Source organism: Achromobacter sp. GbtcB20 (genome assembly GCF_019091095.1).
Taxonomy (GTDB): domain Bacteria; phylum Pseudomonadota; class Gammaproteobacteria; order Burkholderiales; family Burkholderiaceae_B; genus Achromobacter; species Achromobacter mucicolens.
In genome coordinates this window covers 118,528-134,246 of record NZ_JAGXJZ010000004.1, presented here as the reverse complement: position 1 = coordinate 134,246, position 15,719 = coordinate 118,528, and the positions used below count along the sequence as shown (strand labels likewise).

The following is a 15,719-nucleotide window of genomic DNA, read 5'->3' as shown; positions in this document are numbered from 1 at the left end:
CCTGCTAGGCGCAGGCACGCCTACCCGCTGCTCATCTGCCGCAGCGCATCCACATCGCGGATCTGGAGCTGTCGCCGGGATACGTTGACCAGCGCGGCCTCCTGCAGGCGGCCCAGCACGCGGCAGACCGTCTCGACTTTCATGCCCAGATGATTGGCGATGTCCTCGCGCGTCATCTTCAAGGTGAAGGCGAGGGGAGAGTAACCATTGGCCGACATCTGGTCCGACATTCCCACCAGGAAATCGGCGACCCGCTGCTCGGTCTTCATGCACCCCAGGGTCAGCAACAGCCGCCGGTACTGATCGATATCGTGAGCGATCAAGCGATGGAACTGCTGCGCGCACGAGAAATCCTCCCGGCATCTGCCCATGATGTCCGAGAACGGCAGTACGCAGACGAGCGAATCCTCCAGCGCGATGGCATCGCAGCGATGGGTGCCGCTCTCGATGGCATCCAGGCCCAGCAACGCGCCCGCAGACGGAAAGCCCATGATCTGCTCGAGGCCGGCGCGGTTGGTCGCGCGCAGCTTCACCGACCCTGACCGCAGCACATACAGGTTCTGCAACGCGTCCCCCGCGCGGTAGACAGATTCGCCGCGGTGAATCAGCCGCCGGCAGCGGACCATGTCGCTCGGGGGAGGCCGGGCCGCGTCCAATCCTGCGCGGCAGATCGGGGCCAGGGCGCAACGGTCGCAATCGGCGGACACGCCTGTCGCACTGTCCGTGTAGTTCGTGACAACGATGGGTGAGTCCATGGCCGCGGCTCCTCGGGGGCATGTGGCGGTGACGCGGCAGCAGGCCGATCGCCTTGTCGGTATCGCTTTGTCCGTATCGCTTTGTTGGTATCGCGATGGGGGCTAGTATCGGATGCCGCGCTGCCGTGCGCTATCAGCGCAGATCGCCACGTTTTGGCCGACGACGCCTACAGATGTAGGCAAATTCCTACAGCGTGCTCAGCGCGGAGGGGCGTCGTCATCGTCGACGAGCCGGTGCCGTATCGCGTAACGGACCAGATCCGCCTGATTGCGCAAGTGCAGCTTGATCAATATCCGGCTTTTATACGTGCTGACCGTCTTGACGCTCACGAACAGCAGTTGCGCGATGTCCGAATTGTTCATGCCCGACGCCAGATGGCGGAAAACCGACAATTCCCGGTCGGAAAGGAGTGCGTGGGGCAGCGATTCCGCATGCCCGTACCGGTCAAATGCAATGCTTTCAGCCAGCGACTGGCTCAGATACCGTCCGCCACCGGCCACCTTGCGCACCGCCTGCACCAGCTCTTCGCTGGCGCTGTCCTTGGTCAGGTAGCCCGCCGCACCCGCCTTGATCGCCTGGACGGCGTATTGCTGCTCGCCGTGCATCGTCAGCACCAGAATCGGAACGTCCGGATGAGAGTTTTTGATCTGCCGGATCAGGTCGACGCCGTCGCGCCCGGGCATCGACATGTCCAGCACCAGAAGATCCCATTGCCCCTTGGCCAGAAGGTCAAGCGCTTCGTTGCCGTTGCCGGCTTCGCCGCCGACGCGGATGTCTGCGGCCTGCTCGAGCAGCCGCCTCAGGCCTTCGCGCAGCAATGTATGGTCGTCGGCAAGCATGACGTTGATCATGTCGCCTCCCATTGCGAGTCGGGCGGGCGGACCGGGATGCGCACCTCGAGGCGAAACCCGCCTTTCCTGCGGGTATGAACGGAGACATCACCGCCCAGCAGGCGGACCCGTTCGCGAATGCCCTGCAGGCCAAGCGAAAGGGGCAGCTTCTTGGCCAGACTCTCCGGTGTGGCGCCAACGCCGTTGTCGGACACGGTCAGCGCGCAGTGCGAGTCGTCACAGACAAGGCGCACCTGGACGGCGCTGGCCTGCGCATGCTTGGCGATGTTGGTCAGCGCCTCCTGCACGACGCGGAACAGGGTGGTGGCGACCTGCTTTGCCGGTTCGGCGGGGCCGATCCGGATGTCCGATTCCGTATCGACGCCATAGCGCGAAAGGAAATTGGCCACCAGCCATTCGACGGACGCCGCCAGTCCAAGGTCGTCGAGCATGACGGGCCGCAGGTCAGAGGCGATGCGCCGCAGCGACTTGAACGTGGCTTTGATAAGCTGCCGCATGGACCGCACGCGCTCGCGTGCCTCGACGTTGTCGGACGCCAGGATCGGTTCAAGTTGGGACAGCTCCATCGTCAGCGCCGTCAGGCTTTGGCCCAGGTCGTCATGGAGCTCGCGCGCAATGTGCTTCTTTTCCTGCTCGCGCACGTGAAGCAGGGCATTGGACAGACGGGTCAGCTCGTCCCGGGACGCTCTCAAGGCCTGGTCGATACGCTGGCGCTCGGTGATGTCGCGCAGAAAGATCGACAGGTACACGCCGGCGCTGGTGCAGGTCTGCGAGATCGAAGCCTCCATCGGAAACTCTTCGCCGTTGGACCGAAGACCCCATAACGGCGCGCCCAGGCCCATCTGGCGATCGGAAATTCCGGTGGTCATGAAGCGGCCGACATGCTTGGCATGCACGGCGCGAAAGCGCAACGGGATCAGGATGTCCACGCTGGCGCCGATGGCCTGGTCGGCGGAGAGCATGAACACGCGTTCCGCCGCAGCGTTAAACATCACGATGTGTTGCAACGCGTCGATCGTGATGATCGGTTCTGTGGCGGACTGGATGATATCGAGCAGCGGAGGCGCGCCAGAGGAGAGCTTCATTGCTGGATATGTGGGTGCCGGGATCGCCCTTCCAGGGGGAACTTGTCCATTGCAACACACAATTCCGCAAGCGGCGAGCGCCGCGCGTGGGCTACCGCCACGTGCACTAGTGCAGGCGGCGGATCTGGTCAGCGGGGCTCGGACTTGTGCCCGAGCGCCGCTTAGTCAACGGCCGACAGCAGCGAGTCGCTCCCGCCCGATTCCCAGGCCGCGAGCGTCCTTTCCTTGAACCGGCAAAGGGACGCGTCGCACTCTTCGGCCAACACGTCGTACTGCTTGAGCAGGAGAATGCCGCGGGGCTTTGCGCCCACGACGGCGGCGATATCATCGACAGCCCGGAATCCGCCATAGCCCGACATCACGCAAATGACGGAGTAGGTCTTGATCAGCCGCCCCTGCGTCATCAGGAACGAGCGCATGGGGGCCGCGAGCGCTCGAAGCCAGACTGGCGCGATCAGGATCACGTGGTCGAACTGGTCCAGGGCAGGGCCGGCATAGCGAATCTCGGGTTGGCGCTTGAAGAGGCAATCGGTGACGCAGCGAAGGTCGCCAGCCAACCCGATGCGTGACGATGCATCCCGCACTTCGTGGACCTCCCATCCCGTGATCGATGCCAGCCGCTCGGCCACGATGCGTCCTGTGCCGGTGCGTGAATAAAAGACGATGCCGATCCGCATGGCGTTCACTCCTGGCCGCAACGACGGCCTCAGACTTCCTGGGCCAGCAGCGCCTGAAGAATGTCCCGGCGGCTGACCACGCCGACCAGTTTTCCCTGCCGGACCACGGGAACCCGCTTGATCCCGCGCTTGAGCAGCACATCTGCAATTTCGGACAGGTCGGCGGACTCATCCACCGTGATGGCAGGGCTGCTCATCACGGCCGATGCCGTCTGCTCGCCCAGTTGAAGGCTGTGCAGAAACTCCAGATTCAGTGCCTCGCCTTCTGCCAGGAGCGACAGCCAGTGGTTCACCTTTCTCTGATGCGCGCTGTCCTGGCGTCGCACCAGATCGCCTTCGCTGACCACGCCGATCAACGCGCCGTCATCGCCCGTCACCATCACGGCGCTGATGTCTCGATCCAGCATGGCACGCATAATCTGCGAAACCGGGGTACGCGGGGATACGCAGTATGGGGTCGCGGTCATGAGGTCGCGCGCTTTCATGGCATTTCTCCTGGGTGGCGGGGGCACGCCCCACGCCTGTTTGCTTGTCGGTCCTATGTTGATCTCGCGCCCGGCGGTTATCTTGACATTGGTCAAGCAAGGATGGGCCTGCCACATCAATGCTGCTTATTAGCGAAAACTTGGTCAGACAGTCAGGAGTCGATCCATGACACAGAAGCTGCGCATACACTTTTGCGGGGCCGCCGGCACCGTGACGGGCTCGCGTCATCTGCTGGATGCGTCCGGGCGGCTGATCCTGATGGATTGCGGGTTGTTCCAGGGACTCAAGCCGCTACGGCTGCTCAACTGGGCGCCGTTTCCCGTGGCGCCCTCGAAGATCGAAGCCGTGCTGCTGTCGCACGCGCACCTGGACCATTCGGGGAATCTGCCCAGGCTCGTGCGGGAGGGTTTCGCCGGCCCGATCTATTGTTCCGAAGCGACGCGCGACTTGTGCGAATTGCTATTGCTGGATAGCGCCCACTTGCAGGAAGCCGATGCCGATTACCTGAACCGCCACGGCCTGTCGCGCCATCGTCCCGCGTTGCCCCTGTACACGGTCGCCGACGCGCGCAGAGCGATCGCCGCGCTCCGCCCGGTCCCGTTCGATGCGCCGATGCCGCTCCCGGGGGGAATGCAGGTCCGGTTCTCGCGCGCCGGCCACATCCTGGGCGCCGCCATCGTCGAACTCGATTACCCGGGTGGACGACTGGTGTTTTCCGGCGACCTGGGCCGCTATGACGACCCGCTGATGCCGCCGCCCGCGTCCGTGACGCAGGCGGATCATCTGATTGTCGAATCCACCTACGGCAATCGCAGCCACGGCACGCAAAGCGTGCCGGACACGCTGGCCGGCATCATCCAGCGCACCATCCGGCGAGGGGGCTCTCTTGTGATTCCGGCGTTTGCCGTCGGCCGCGCCCAGCTCCTGTTGTTTCACCTGTGGCGGCTCAGGCTGGCCGGAAGCATCCCTCGCGACCTGCCCATCTACCTGGATAGTCCGATGGCCAGCAGCGCGGTCGACGTCTATCTACGGCATACCGCCGATCAGCGATTGCCGCGTGCGGATGCCAGGGCCGCGTTCGGCGTAGCCACCTGCGTCACTGACGTCGAACAATCCAAGGCGCTGGACCGCTCGCCGATGCCCAAGATCATTCTTTCGGCCAGCGGCATGGCCACCGGCGGACGGGTCATTCACCATCTCAAGCACTATGCCAGAGACCCTAGAAACACGATCCTCTTTGCCGGCTTCCAGGCGATGGGAACGCGCGGGGCCGCCATGCTGGATGGCGCCCGACAAGCCAAGATACATGGAGAATATGTGCCGATTCGCGCCGAGCTCGACAACCTGTCGATGTTGTCGGCGCATGCGGACGCCGACGAGATCCTGCGCTGGCTTCGTGGATTCTCAAGCGCGCCCCGGCATACCTACATCGTGCACGGAGAACCCGCGGCAGCCGACGCGCTGCGCCTGCGCATCAAGGACGAGCTTGGCTGGCGCTGCCATCCTGTCGAGCCGTCCGAAACCGCCGTGTTGAACTGATCCGGCGCGGCGCAGGGGCAGGGAAGGGCGCGCCCGGCCCAGGCCGCCCGGGCAGCGGGCGGGCAAGGCGGGGCGCGCGTGGTCAATTGATCATGACGACCGGTATGTGGGCGGTGTGCAGCACTTTCAGCGCCACCGATCCGAGCAGCAGGCTGCCTGCGGCGCCTAGCCCCCGCGAACCCATGACGATGTGGTCGCAGTGCTGTTCGGCGGCATAGGTGGTGATCGTAGCGGCCACGGGCCCCACGCGCATCTGCGTTTGATAGCTGACACCGGCGGCATCCAGGACCGACCGCGCCTCGGCGAGCGCGGCGCTGGATTCATCCTCATAGTAGTCCCGGATCATTTCCGGCGTGACGAACGCGCGGACGGCGCCCGACACAATGGGTATTTGCACGTTCAGCAGGTGGATCGCGCAGTCGCCATGCTCACGGATGTGATCGATCATGTACTTCACGGCACGCAAGGCGTTTTCGGAGCCGTCGATGGGAATGAGTACGTTCTTCACAGTGGCCTCAACGTTTGGGGGTAGGAAAGGCGCAGCCTCGGCTGCCTGCAACCATCATGACGCGAATGATGCCCCGGCCATTGACTGGAATCAAGGTTTGGGCCGCACCCCGACGGCGGCGTCCCCGCTCGCGCGTTGACGAAGGTCAATATTTGCCACGCGCACCCGCGCAAGATGAAGCCTATGCAAGAGGACGTTGCCCCGCCAGCCAGTCAAGAGAGCGCCGCAGGGTGTGAGGCGCGTGCAGGCAGTCCTCAGCCACTTACTGCCACCGGAGGTCACCATGTTCCGTCGAATCGCGGTCCATCTGGACCAGGGCGCCGATTGTTCGCGCCGGCTCGATTTCTGTCTGCGTCTGGCCAAGGCCCATGACGCCCACCTGACAGGGATATACGCCAGCTACGTCGCGCCGGGCTATTTCTATGACGAAGCCGGGTTGTGGGTGAGGGGGATGGATCGGGCGGTCCAGATCCACGAAAAGGCGCGCACTGCCGTCCAGAAGGCGTTCAGCGAGGCGGCCGAGCACGCCGGCGTTGCGGCGGCATGGCGGCAAGGCGAGTGGGGCACGCCCGCGGAGTGCGTTTCCCGGCACGCGCGTTCCTCGGATGTCGTCGTGGTGGGGCAGAACAACCTGAAGGATCTCGAAGCGGCCACGGGCAACGATTTCGTCGAGCAGGTGATCCTCACCTCGGGCCGGCCCGTCATCGTGCTGCCCATTGCCGGGACGTTCAGCACGATCGGCGGCCGGGTGCTGTACTGCTGGGACCGCGGCCGCGAGGCGGCGCGGGCCATCGCCGACGCCGCGCCGCTGCTGCGCAATGCTGCGGCTTTGCAGGTGTTGTCCCTGGACGAGGGATTCCCCTTGCAGCAGCCTTCGGACGTTCCCTTCGAGGACCTCGTCGCCTACTGCATCTGCCACGGGTTTCCCCAGCCCGTCCACCAGATGCGCGACGTCCGCCACGGAGACATCGGCGATGCAATTCTGACGGCGGCCGCGGATTTCAGTGCGGATCTCATCGTGATGGGCGGATATGGGCACAGCCGGATGCGGCAGCTGGTGATGGGCGGGGCCACCCGGTCGCTGCTCAGCGCAATGACGGTTCCCGTCCTTCTGTCCCATTAGGCGATTGCTGCGTCGCCGATCTGGATAGCCCATGTACCGCCGTATCCTTGCCGCCATCGACGGCTCGCACGCATCCGACCGGGCATTGGAGGAGGCGGTCCGGATCAGCCGGGAAGCCGGCGCCTCGCTCCTTGTCGTGCATGCGCTGGAGGATCCGCCGGCAGTCCTGGAGGACAACCCCTACGCCGAGGATGCCCTGCGCACGCTGAAGGCCAGCCGAGAAGAAGCGGGCGCCAACCTGCTCAAGCGCGCCAAGGCTGACGCCGCGGCGGCCGGCGTCAACGCAGAGGCGACGCTTCTGGATGAGGACGCCATGCCGACGCCCGCGCGCATCCTGCGGGCCGCGCAGGCCTTCAACGCGGACCTGATCGTGTTGGGCACACATGGCCACCATGGCCTGCGCCGCGCGATGCTGGGCAGCAGCGCGGAAGGCGTCGTGCGGATGGCGCCTGTCCCCGTCTTGCTGGTCCGCACCCCATGAAGGCGATGGTCCTGCAAGCGCCGGGGCTGCCCCTGACGCTGGAAACACGCGAGACGCCGCAGCCCGGCCCCGGCCAGGTCAGATTACGCGTGTTGGCATGCGCGGTCTGCCGCACGGATCTGCATGTCCTGGACGGCGAGCTGCCCAACCTCAGGTATCCCATCATTCCGGGCCATGAAGTCGTCGGCGTCGTGGAATCGGTCGGGGCTGGCGTCGACACGGCGATGCTGGGGCGCCGCATGGGTGCGGCCTGGCTGGCGCGCACGTGCGGACAATGCACGTTCTGCCGCGCCGGCCTGGAAAATCTCTGCAGCGAGGCTCTGTTTACCGGCTACACACAGGACGGCGGCTTTGCCACGCACATGCTGGCGCATGCTGACTATCTGTTTCCCTTGCCAGCGGCCAGAGCCCCGGCGCGGATGGCGCCGTGGCTATGCGCCGGCCTGATTGGCTGGCGGGCATTGCGGGCAACCGGCGATGCCCAGCGGCTGGGGCTTTACGGTTTCGGTTCTGCGGCACGGCTCCTGACACAGGCCTGCCGCCATCTGAACCGCGAGGTGTACGCCTTTACCCGCACCGGCGATGTGGCAGCGCAAGCGCATGCGCTTGCGATGGGCGCGACTTGGGCTGGCAACAGCAGCGAACCCGCGCCGGTACCCCTGGATGGGGCGATCCTGTTCGCGCCGGTCGGCGCGCTGGTGCCGTCAGCGCTGGGCGCGGTGCGCCCGGGCGGATGCGTGGTGTGCGCGGGCATCCACATGTCGGACATCCCGGCATTTCCCTACCGCCTGCTTTGGGGCGAACGTTCGCTCTCGTCCGTCGCCAACCTGACGCGTGAGGACGGAAGGGAATTTCTGGGCAAGGCGCACGCGTGGGATCTGGGTGCCGATGTCCGCACGTATCGGCTTGAGGACGCAAATCGCGCGTTGGACGACTTGCGGGCGGGGCGCATCCAGGCGACGGCCGTGCTGCTGCCCTGAGGCGCCGCGGATCCCGGTTGCCGGGGGGGCTCTCATGCGCACCCTTCGCAGGCGCTTGGCGTTGCCAGGGCGTCAGCCCCCGAGGTTGCCGTGCCCAGCACCGCCGCAAGCGCGGGGTCTGGCCGAAAGAGAGTAATCCCCTTGAGCCCGAGCTTGAATGCTGACATGAACAACGCCTGCGCGCGTTCGACGCTGCAGTCGGACGGCACGGGTACCGTCTTCGAAATGGAGGCGTCCACGAAAGGTTGCAAGACGCCCACCATCGCCACGTGGTCTTCAGGCGCTACCTGCTGCGCGGTGCGGAAATAGTCGGGCAAAGGCTTGCGGGCAAAATGCAGGTTCCATTGGCGCCACGCATGGTTCTCAAGCGGCACGTCAACCGCAGCGGCGCCCAGCATCACGCGGCGGCGGTAAGTCCAGCCGAAAGCCGGTTCGATCCCGCTGGAGCAATTGTCCGCAAAGGCAAGGCTGACGCTGCCGGTGGGCGCATACGACACCAGATGGCTGTTTCGCAACCCATGCCGGCGCACGGCAACGCGTACCTCGGCGGCAAGCGCATCGCCGATGGCGCCGTCCGACAGGTAGTCCGCTGCGCGGTAAAGGGGAAACGGCCCGCGTTCCCGGGCCAGTGCCGCCGACGCCGCGTAGGCGCTGTCCCGGATGCACCGGGCCACTTCGCTTGCGGCCTGGCGGCCGGCGTCGCTGTCGTATCGCAATTGCAGCATCGCTAGCATGTCCGCCAGCCCGGTCACCCCCACGCCGATCCTGCGCGTGGACAATGCCTGCGCCTGTTGGGCGGGCAGGGGCCAATGCGTCAACGCGATCACGTTATCGAGCATGCGCACCTGTATGCGGACCATGCCGGCCAGCTTTGCCAGGTTCACGTTGGCGGGGCCGCCCAGTCCAAATGGGTGCTCGACCAAGCGTGTCAGGTTGATGGGGCCGAGCACGCAGCATCCATAGTCGGGCAGCGGCTGCTCGCCACACGGATTGGTGGCCCGGATCGTCTCGAGCGCGCGCAGGTTGTCGGCGCGCGCGATGGTGTCAATGAACAGCAACCCCGGTTCGGCGCTGTGGACGGCCTCGCGCGCGATGGCATCCCATAAGCGCCGTGCCGAATCCTGGCGATACTGCCAAAGGCCGTCGGTTCGCTGGAATGCGCCCGCGTCGATCGCCGCTTGGCCGGGCGGGGTGTGATGAACCAGCGGCCAGGGCTCGTCGCGCTGCACCGCGGCAAGAAACGCGTCGCTGACCGCGACCGAAATATTGAAGGTGCGCCAGCGCCGGCGGCCGTGCTTGGTCTGGGCAAAGTCAAGGATGTCGGGATGCGCACAGGATAGAACCGCCATTTGGGCGCCGCGGCGGCTGCCCTCGAATGCCAGGCGGGCGCACGCCGCGTCGTACTGGTCGATGGCTTCGCGGACCGTCGGGGCGTCTGCCCGCCCACGGGACCCAGCCGCCTGCGGGGGCAGCGATGAAAAATCGTACCCGACCCCGCCGCCCATGGCCAACGTCTCAAGCGCCTGCTGCAGACCGGCCTGGAAGGAGAGTGAGGCATCATGGCCACCCACCGGCTGCACGAAGCAATTGACCATGGTCGCGTGTGCCTGCGTGCCGGCGTTTGCCATGATCCGCCCCGCACCGATCGCGCCGTCCCGCATGTTCTGAAGAAACGCCGCGGCGGCGGACGCCCGCCGTGCCGGCGTCTCCGCCTGGGCGAGCGCCAGGGCGACGCGCGCGTACACCTGCGCGGCATCGTGCTCTGCGCACGCCGCGTACCGGTCAAGCAGCACATTCACGCACGCCGGCTGCGGCAGGAGCATGAAACGCCCCGGATCAGGAAACGCCTTCGGGAGCCCGCAACAGCAAGACCGGCACCGATGCCCCGCGCAGGATGCCTTCGGCGCTGCTGCCCAGAAGCAGACGCCGCGCGCCGCGGCGGCCGTGCGTGCCGATCACGATCAGATCGGCTTTCCATGCTGCCGCTTCATCCAGCACCCGCTGCTGGACGGTCCGGTCCAGATTCTCGTAGAGCGCGGTATCCGCTTCGATGCCTGCATCGCGGACGGTGCCTTGCGCCGTCTCCAGCATCTTCGCGCCGTTGCGGCGCATCAGATCCAGCAGTTCGCCCGCGCGATAACTGTAGGCATCGGTTGTCAGGGCAAAGGACAGCTCGTCGATGACGTGTATCAGACGGATGCGCGCCCCGGTCAGCTTGGCTAGCCGGATGGCCTCGTTCAAGCCGATCTGCGAGGTGGCGCTGCCGTCGATGGGAACAAGGATTCGCTCATACATGCTGGTCTCCGGGAAAATTGGGCACGAAACCAGTATCAGCGGACGCGCGGCGAGAATATTGATTCCGGTCAAGTTGTGTGACGCCAGCGGATATCCGAAGGGGTCGACACTGCCTCTGGGGCGCCGCACGCGGTGCGATCTCGCCCGTGACACAGACACGGGGCAGCGACAGCGCGTATCGTGCCTGCGATGTTGTCTCTCGCCGCCCGCATTTAATCGAAATAATTGATACTCAGCTGTGAAATATATCGCTTTTCATGGACTAATCGCAGTTCTAGACTTCCAGCATTGAACGATCCAGACCCGCGAGACGATGATGCTTTCCCACCGCCTTGGCGCAGTAAAGCCTTCCCCCACACTGGTCATCACCAAAATAGCGGGGGACATGCGGCGGCGCGGCATCGACGTCATCGGCCTATCGCAGGGCGAGCCTGATTTTCCGACCCCGGAGCACATCTGCGTCGCCGCGAAAGAGGCCATCGACGCCGGCGCCACGCGTTACACGGACGTCGACGGAACGCGCGAGTTGAAGGAAGCGATCGCCCGCAAGTTCTGGCGCGACAACAGCATTTCCTACGATCCTGCGCAAATCAGCGTGGGCACGGGCGGAAAGCAGGTCATCTTCAATGCGCTCCTGGCGACCATCAATCCGGGAGACGAGGTCATCATCCCGGCTCCGTATTGGGTTTCCTACCCGGACATGGTGCGGCTTGCGGGCGGCGTGCCCGTCGAGGTCGCTTGCCCGGCCTCGCAGGACTTCAAGATCAAGCCGGAACAGCTGCGCCACGCGATCACGGCCAAGACCAAATGGATCATTCTCAATTCGCCCAGCAATCCCACGGGCGCCGGCTACTCGCGCGCCGATCTGGCGGCGCTTGCCATTGAACTGGCGCGTCATCCGCACGTGTGGATCATGACCGACGACATGTACGAGCACATCCGCTATGACGGCTGGCAGTTCTCGACCATCGCGTCTGTGGACCCTGAACTCCACCCCCGCACGTTAACCGTCAATGGCGTTTCCAAGGCCTATGCCATGACGGGTTGGCGCATCGGTTATGCCGCGGGACCCCAGCCGCTGATCCAGGCCATGGCCACGATTCAATCGCAGAGCACAAGCAACCCATGCTCGGTCGCTCAGGCGGCGGCAACCGCAGCGCTGGATGGCCCGATGGAATTTCTGTTACCGCGCAATCAGGCGTTCCAGCGCCGGCGCGACGACTGCCTGGACGCGCTCAATGCGATCGAGGGCGTTCACTGCCGCACTCCAGAAGGCGCGTTTTACTTGTTTCCGTCCTGCGAAGGGCTGATTGGCCGCACGACGCCGCAGGGCAGGGTGCTCAAAAGCGACGTGGATGTCAGCCAGTTCTTTCTCGAAGCAGCGCATGTTGCCGTCGTGCCGGGCAGCGCATTTGGCGCCGAAGGCTACTTCCGCATTTCATTTGCGACGTCGGACGAGCGGCTGGCGCAGGCGTGCAAACGTCTGCGCGATACTTGCGACACCCTTGACTAAAGAGGCTGGAACAATGGATTTGAGCATCACGGGAAAGCGCGCGCTCAAGCTGAGCGCCAGTTCCAATTTCACCTGGAGAAATACATGACGGTTTCCGATGAGGTTTATTTCAAGGCGCTTTCTGGCGTCACGACGGCCACGCTGACCACCATCCTATTGAAGAAAGGGCTGCGCAACGTCTGGATTCGCGGCGCGTTCCCGCTGGCCCAGGGCCTGGACCGCATCGTCGGCCGCGCGTTCACCGTGCGCTTCGTGCCCGCCCGCGAAGACCTTGCCACGCCGGAATCCTGGTCCTCGCCCAAATCCAGCCGCGGCGCCATCGAGCAGATGCCCTCCGGCTGCATCGCGGTGGTCGACGCCATGGGCGTGAAAGACGCCGGTATCTGGGGCGACATCCTGTGCGCCCGCATGGCAAAGCGCGGCGTGGCTGGCCTGGTGACCGACGGGGTCGTGCGCGACCTGGCCGGTGTACTGGGAACCAAGCTGCCCGTGTGGGCGAGCGGGGCGGCAGCGCCGCCCTCGGTGGCCGGCCTGACCTTCGTGGACTGGCAGCAGCCCGTCGCCTGCGGCGGCGTGGCCGTCTTTCCCAATGACGTGATCGTCGCCGACCAGGACGGCGCCGTCGTCATTCCAGCCGCGCTGCTGGCCGACGTGGTCGATGCGGCCGTTGAGCAGGAACGCTTTGAAGGCTGGATCATGGACGAAGTCAACAACGGCGCCGTGCTGCCGGGCTTGTATCCGCCGAACGAAGCCAACAAGGCGAAGTACGCGGCGTCGAAGAAGGGGTAACGCCTGCAATTCGGCTCTAAGCGACGGAAGGAAGCCGGCTCTTTATGCCGGCTTCCTTGCGTTCGCTGTAGCGATCCACCAGATAAGGGCTTGTGTCCCGCGTGAGCAACGTGAACTTCATCAGCTCCTCGACCACGTCGACGATCCGATCGTAGTAAGGGGAGGGCTTCATGCGCCCGCGATCGTCGAACTCCTGGTAGGCCTTGGCGACGGACGATTGATTGGGAATGGTCAACATCCGCATCCAACGGCCCAGGATACGCATCTGGTTCACTGCGTTGAACGACTGCGATCCGCCCGAAACCTGCATGACCGCCAGCGTCTTGCCCTGGGTGGGCCGCACGGCGCCCACCGACAACGGGATCCAGTCGATCTGCGTCTTCATCAATCCCGTCATCGCGCCGTGACGCTCGGGCGAGCTCCAGACCATGCCTTCGGCCCACTGGACAAGCTCGTGAAGCTCTCGGACCTTGGGATGATTCTCCGTGGCGTCATCGACCAGCGGCAGCCCGGTGGGATTGAAGAGCCGGGTTTCGCCGCCCAGGGCTTGGAGCAAGCGCGCCGCTTCTTCGGCGACCAACCGGCTGTACGAGCGCTCGCGCAGCGATCCATACAAGAGCAGGAACCGCGGCGCATGCGTGGCCCGCGCCGGCGGGAACAGCGCGGCCGGAGCCGGCGCCTTGAAGTACGCGGGATCGATATTCGGCAGATCCGCAAACACGTCAGACACGGTTGCCCTCCGCATCGATCAGCGGTTCTCCATCCTCTTTGTTGAAGGCGCCGCGTTGAGCCTGAGGCAGAATGTCCAGCACGGCCTCCGACGGCCGGCACAGCCGCGTACCCAGCGGGGTCACGACGATCGGCCGATTTATCAGGATCGGGTGCTCAAGCATGAAGCCGATCAGTTGGTCGTCCGTCCACTTCGGATCGGACAGCCCCAATTCGTCGTAAGGCGTGCCTTTCTGGCGCAGCAGCTCGCGAGCGGAGATGCCCATATCGGCAATCAACGACCTCAGCGTGGCGGCGTCCGGCGGCGTCTTCAGGTACTCAATGATCGTGGGCGTTTCGCCGCTATTGCGAATCAACCCGAGGACGTTGCGAGACGTGCCGCAGGCCGGGTTGTGATAAATCGTGATGGAACTCATGAAAACCTCTGTCTAAGGAATGTCGGGCAGGCCGGTGGCCACCACTCAGCGCCGGAGGGCGCCGGCCTCGTACCAACCCTTGGTCCGATTTACGATCCGCACGACAAGCAGCATTACGGGCACTTCGATAAGCACGCCCACCACCGTGGCCAATGCCGCGCCAGAGTGGAATCCGAACAGGCTGATCGCGGCCGCCACGGCCAGTTCGAAGAAGTTGGATGCGCCGATCAGCGCGGAAGGGCAGGCAATGCTGTGCTTTTCTCCCGCGCGGCGGTTAAGCCAGTACGCCAGGCCCGAATTGAAAAACACCTGGATGAGAATCGGCACCGCCAGCATCGCAATGATCAAAGGTTGGCCAATGATGGCTTCGCCCTGAAATGCGAACAGCAGAACCAGCGTCAGCAGCAGCGCCGCCATCGAGAACGGCCCGATGCGCGCCAGCGCGGCGTCAAATGCCGCCTGACCGCGGCGAAGCAGGGCGCGGCGCCAGACCTGGGCGAGCACCACCGGAATCACGATGTACAACCCGACGGACACCAGCAGCGTGTCCCAAGGCACGGTGATGGCCGACAGCCCGAGCAGCAAGCCCACCATGGGCGCGAAGGCAAACACCATGATGGTGTCGTTCAACGCGACCTGGGACAACGTGAACACCGGATCGCCTCCGGTCAGGCGGCTCCAGACGAACACCATGGCGGTGCACGGCGCCGCCGCCAGCAGGATCAAGCCGGCAATGTAGCTATCCAGCTGGTCGGCGGGTAACCAGGCCGAAAAAATCTGGCGGATGAACAGCCAGCCCAGAAAGGCCATCGAAAACGGCTTGACGGCCCAGTTGATGAACAGCGTCACGCCAATGCCGCGCCAGTGCTGCTTGACCTGGCCAAGCGCACTGAAGTCCACCTTGAGCAGCATGGGAATGATCATTACCCAGATCAGAATCCCGACCGGCAAGTTGACCTGAGCGACTTCAAGGCGGCCAATCGTCTGGAACAACGCGGGCATCAGTTGCCCAAGCGTCACGCCGAGCATGATGCAGAGAAACACCCATAGGGTGAGATAGCGCTCGAAAACATTCATCCCGGGCCGCGGGCGCTGAGCGGGCGCGGCCTGTGTGGTGGACGACATCGGGTTTACTCCGGGGGTTTGATCAGCAGGTCGTGCAAGCCGCACGCAGGGAAGGTTCGCAGGCCGTGCCCGCGCAGCAGTGCTCAGTCAGATAGCCGAGCAATCCGCTCATCTTCGAGAAGTCGGCTCGGTAGATCAGGTTGCGCCCCTGTTGCTCGACGGTGACCAGGCCCGACGTGGACAGTTCTTTCAGGTGAAAGGACAGGGTATTACGCGCAACGCCCAGTTGGTCTGCGAGGACACTGGGCATCAGTCCCGGCGGACCCGCCACGACCAGTGCGCGGAAGGTCCGCAGCCGTTGAGGATGGGCGAGGGCGCCTAGCGCGGAGATGGCTTGCTCTTCGTTCATTGTTCGATCATACAACG

18 protein-coding genes are annotated in these 15,719 nt (G+C 64.7%); 6 read left to right on the top strand and 12 right to left on the bottom strand.

What is annotated here, in order from left to right; genetic code table 11:
* Positions 1-20: 20 nt before the first annotated feature.
* From KVT32_RS08060 to KVT32_RS08040, 5 genes are all read right to left on the bottom strand, one after another.
* Positions 21-755, bottom strand: coding sequence for a helix-turn-helix domain-containing protein (locus KVT32_RS08060; protein WP_254636813.1), 735 nt, complete (start codon positions 753-755; stop codon positions 21-23).
* Positions 756-953: 198 nt separating this feature from the next.
* On the bottom strand, positions 954-1,607 hold the full coding sequence (locus tag KVT32_RS08055; RefSeq protein ID WP_217617982.1) for a response regulator transcription factor: 654 nt from the start codon (positions 1,605-1,607) through the stop codon (positions 954-956).
* A complete protein-coding gene (locus KVT32_RS08050; RefSeq protein ID WP_217617981.1) occupies positions 1,604-2,692 on the bottom strand; it encodes a PAS domain-containing sensor histidine kinase in 1,089 nt (362 codons plus the stop codon). The genes KVT32_RS08055 and KVT32_RS08050 overlap by 4 nt, the downstream gene beginning before the upstream one ends.
* Positions 2,693-2,853: 161 nt before the next feature.
* Entirely contained in the window at positions 2,854-3,369 is a 516-nt protein-coding gene (locus KVT32_RS08045) for a hypothetical protein (protein WP_217617980.1), read from the bottom strand.
* Positions 3,370-3,398: 29 nt separating this feature from the next.
* Positions 3,399-3,854, bottom strand: coding sequence for a CBS domain-containing protein (locus KVT32_RS08040; protein ID WP_056317885.1), 456 nt, complete (start codon positions 3,852-3,854; stop codon positions 3,399-3,401).
* 166 nt (positions 3,855-4,020) lie between these two features.
* Between KVT32_RS08040 and KVT32_RS08035 the strand changes: the two genes are divergently transcribed.
* Positions 4,021-5,394, top strand: a complete 1,374-nt coding sequence (locus tag KVT32_RS08035) for an MBL fold metallo-hydrolase RNA specificity domain-containing protein (RefSeq protein ID WP_217617979.1) — start codon at positions 4,021-4,023, stop codon at positions 5,392-5,394.
* Between the two features lie 82 nt (positions 5,395-5,476).
* Here KVT32_RS08035 and KVT32_RS08030 read toward each other — a convergent pair whose 3' ends face one another.
* On the bottom strand, positions 5,477-5,902 hold the full coding sequence (locus tag KVT32_RS08030) for a universal stress protein (protein WP_082586192.1): 426 nt from the start codon (positions 5,900-5,902) through the stop codon (positions 5,477-5,479).
* A 283-nt stretch (positions 5,903-6,185) separates the two neighbouring features.
* On the opposite strand from KVT32_RS08030, the gene KVT32_RS08025 reads away from it, so the two are divergent.
* From KVT32_RS08025 to KVT32_RS08015, 3 genes are read left to right on the top strand one after another with little or no spacing between them, the layout of a single operon-like run.
* Positions 6,186-7,025, top strand: a complete 840-nt coding sequence (locus KVT32_RS08025; RefSeq protein ID WP_180098764.1) for a universal stress protein — start codon at positions 6,186-6,188, stop codon at positions 7,023-7,025.
* 31 nt (positions 7,026-7,056) lie between these two features.
* Positions 7,057-7,506, top strand: coding sequence for a universal stress protein (locus tag KVT32_RS08020; protein WP_175155493.1), 450 nt, complete (start codon positions 7,057-7,059; stop codon positions 7,504-7,506).
* Entirely contained in the window at positions 7,503-8,486 is a 984-nt protein-coding gene (locus KVT32_RS08015) for a zinc-binding alcohol dehydrogenase family protein (RefSeq protein ID WP_254636812.1), read from the top strand. Before KVT32_RS08020 ends, KVT32_RS08015 begins: the two co-directional genes overlap by 4 nt.
* A gap of 32 nt (positions 8,487-8,518) precedes the next feature.
* Here KVT32_RS08015 and KVT32_RS08010 read toward each other — a convergent pair whose 3' ends face one another.
* A complete protein-coding gene (locus tag KVT32_RS08010) occupies positions 8,519-10,309 on the bottom strand; it encodes an adenosylcobalamin-dependent ribonucleoside-diphosphate reductase (RefSeq protein WP_217617978.1) in 1,791 nt (596 codons plus the stop codon).
* 13 nt (positions 10,310-10,322) lie between these two features.
* Entirely contained in the window at positions 10,323-10,781 is a 459-nt protein-coding gene (locus tag KVT32_RS08005; RefSeq protein WP_180098760.1) for a universal stress protein, read from the bottom strand.
* Between the two features lie 313 nt (positions 10,782-11,094).
* Here KVT32_RS08005 and KVT32_RS08000 point away from each other — a divergent pair, with 313 nt between their 5' ends.
* Both KVT32_RS08000 and KVT32_RS07995 read left to right on the top strand, forming a co-directional pair.
* Positions 11,095-12,294 (top strand): pyridoxal phosphate-dependent aminotransferase, encoded by a 1,200-nt coding sequence (locus KVT32_RS08000; protein WP_152384471.1) that lies wholly within the window; start codon positions 11,095-11,097, stop codon positions 12,292-12,294.
* A gap of 84 nt (positions 12,295-12,378) precedes the next feature.
* On the top strand, positions 12,379-13,083 hold the full coding sequence (locus tag KVT32_RS07995) for a ribonuclease activity regulator RraA (protein WP_152384472.1): 705 nt from the start codon (positions 12,379-12,381) through the stop codon (positions 13,081-13,083).
* A 16-nt stretch (positions 13,084-13,099) separates the two neighbouring features.
* On the opposite strand, the gene arsH is transcribed toward KVT32_RS07995, so the two are convergent.
* From arsH to KVT32_RS07975, 4 genes are read right to left on the bottom strand one after another with little or no spacing between them, the layout of a single operon-like run.
* Entirely contained in the window at positions 13,100-13,813 is a 714-nt protein-coding gene (gene arsH, locus KVT32_RS07990; RefSeq protein WP_152384473.1) for an arsenical resistance protein ArsH, read from the bottom strand.
* Complete coding sequence (gene arsC / locus KVT32_RS07985) at positions 13,806-14,228, bottom strand: arsenate reductase (glutaredoxin) (RefSeq protein ID WP_152384474.1); 423 nt, start codon at positions 14,226-14,228, stop codon at positions 13,806-13,808. Before arsC ends, arsH begins: the two co-directional genes overlap by 8 nt.
* Positions 14,229-14,273: 45 nt before the next feature.
* On the bottom strand, positions 14,274-15,353 hold the full coding sequence (arsB, locus tag KVT32_RS07980; RefSeq protein WP_217617977.1) for an ACR3 family arsenite efflux transporter: 1,080 nt from the start codon (positions 15,351-15,353) through the stop codon (positions 14,274-14,276).
* A gap of 22 nt (positions 15,354-15,375) precedes the next feature.
* Positions 15,376-15,702, bottom strand: coding sequence for a helix-turn-helix transcriptional regulator (locus tag KVT32_RS07975; protein ID WP_056317918.1), 327 nt, complete (start codon positions 15,700-15,702; stop codon positions 15,376-15,378).
* Positions 15,703-15,719 lie beyond the last annotated feature (17 nt).

Bases quoted from the DNA above. Each gene is read 5' to 3' on its own strand.
- KVT32_RS08060 (WP_254636813.1), bottom strand. From the start codon at position 755: ATGGACTCACCCATCGTTGTCACGAACTACACGGACAGTGCGACAGGC.
- KVT32_RS08055 (WP_217617982.1), bottom strand. From the start codon at position 1,607: ATGATCAACGTCATGCTTGCCGACGACCATACATTGCTGCGCGAAGGC.
- KVT32_RS08050 (WP_217617981.1), bottom strand. From the start codon at position 2,692: ATGAAGCTCTCCTCTGGCGCGCCTCCGCTGCTCGATATCATCCAGTCC.
- KVT32_RS08045 (WP_217617980.1), bottom strand. From the start codon at position 3,369: ATGCGGATCGGCATCGTCTTTTATTCACGCACCGGCACAGGACGCATC.
- KVT32_RS08040 (WP_056317885.1), bottom strand. From the start codon at position 3,854: ATGAAAGCGCGCGACCTCATGACCGCGACCCCATACTGCGTATCCCCG.
- KVT32_RS08035 (WP_217617979.1), top strand. From the start codon at position 4,021: ATGACACAGAAGCTGCGCATACACTTTTGCGGGGCCGCCGGCACCGTG.
- KVT32_RS08025 (WP_180098764.1), top strand. From the start codon at position 6,186: ATGTTCCGTCGAATCGCGGTCCATCTGGACCAGGGCGCCGATTGTTCG.
- KVT32_RS08020 (WP_175155493.1), top strand. From the start codon at position 7,057: ATGTACCGCCGTATCCTTGCCGCCATCGACGGCTCGCACGCATCCGAC.
- KVT32_RS08015 (WP_254636812.1), top strand. From the start codon at position 7,503: ATGAAGGCGATGGTCCTGCAAGCGCCGGGGCTGCCCCTGACGCTGGAA.
- KVT32_RS08010 (WP_217617978.1), bottom strand. From the start codon at position 10,309: ATGCTCCTGCCGCAGCCGGCGTGCGTGAATGTGCTGCTTGACCGGTAC.
- KVT32_RS08005 (WP_180098760.1), bottom strand. From the start codon at position 10,781: ATGTATGAGCGAATCCTTGTTCCCATCGACGGCAGCGCCACCTCGCAG.
- KVT32_RS08000 (WP_152384471.1), top strand. From the start codon at position 11,095: ATGATGCTTTCCCACCGCCTTGGCGCAGTAAAGCCTTCCCCCACACTG.
- KVT32_RS07995 (WP_152384472.1), top strand. From the start codon at position 12,379: ATGACGGTTTCCGATGAGGTTTATTTCAAGGCGCTTTCTGGCGTCACG.
- arsC (WP_152384474.1), bottom strand. From the start codon at position 14,228: ATGAGTTCCATCACGATTTATCACAACCCGGCCTGCGGCACGTCTCGC.
- arsB (WP_217617977.1), bottom strand. From the start codon at position 15,353: ATGTCGTCCACCACACAGGCCGCGCCCGCTCAGCGCCCGCGGCCCGGG.
- KVT32_RS07975 (WP_056317918.1), bottom strand. From the start codon at position 15,702: ATGAACGAAGAGCAAGCCATCTCCGCGCTAGGCGCCCTCGCCCATCCT.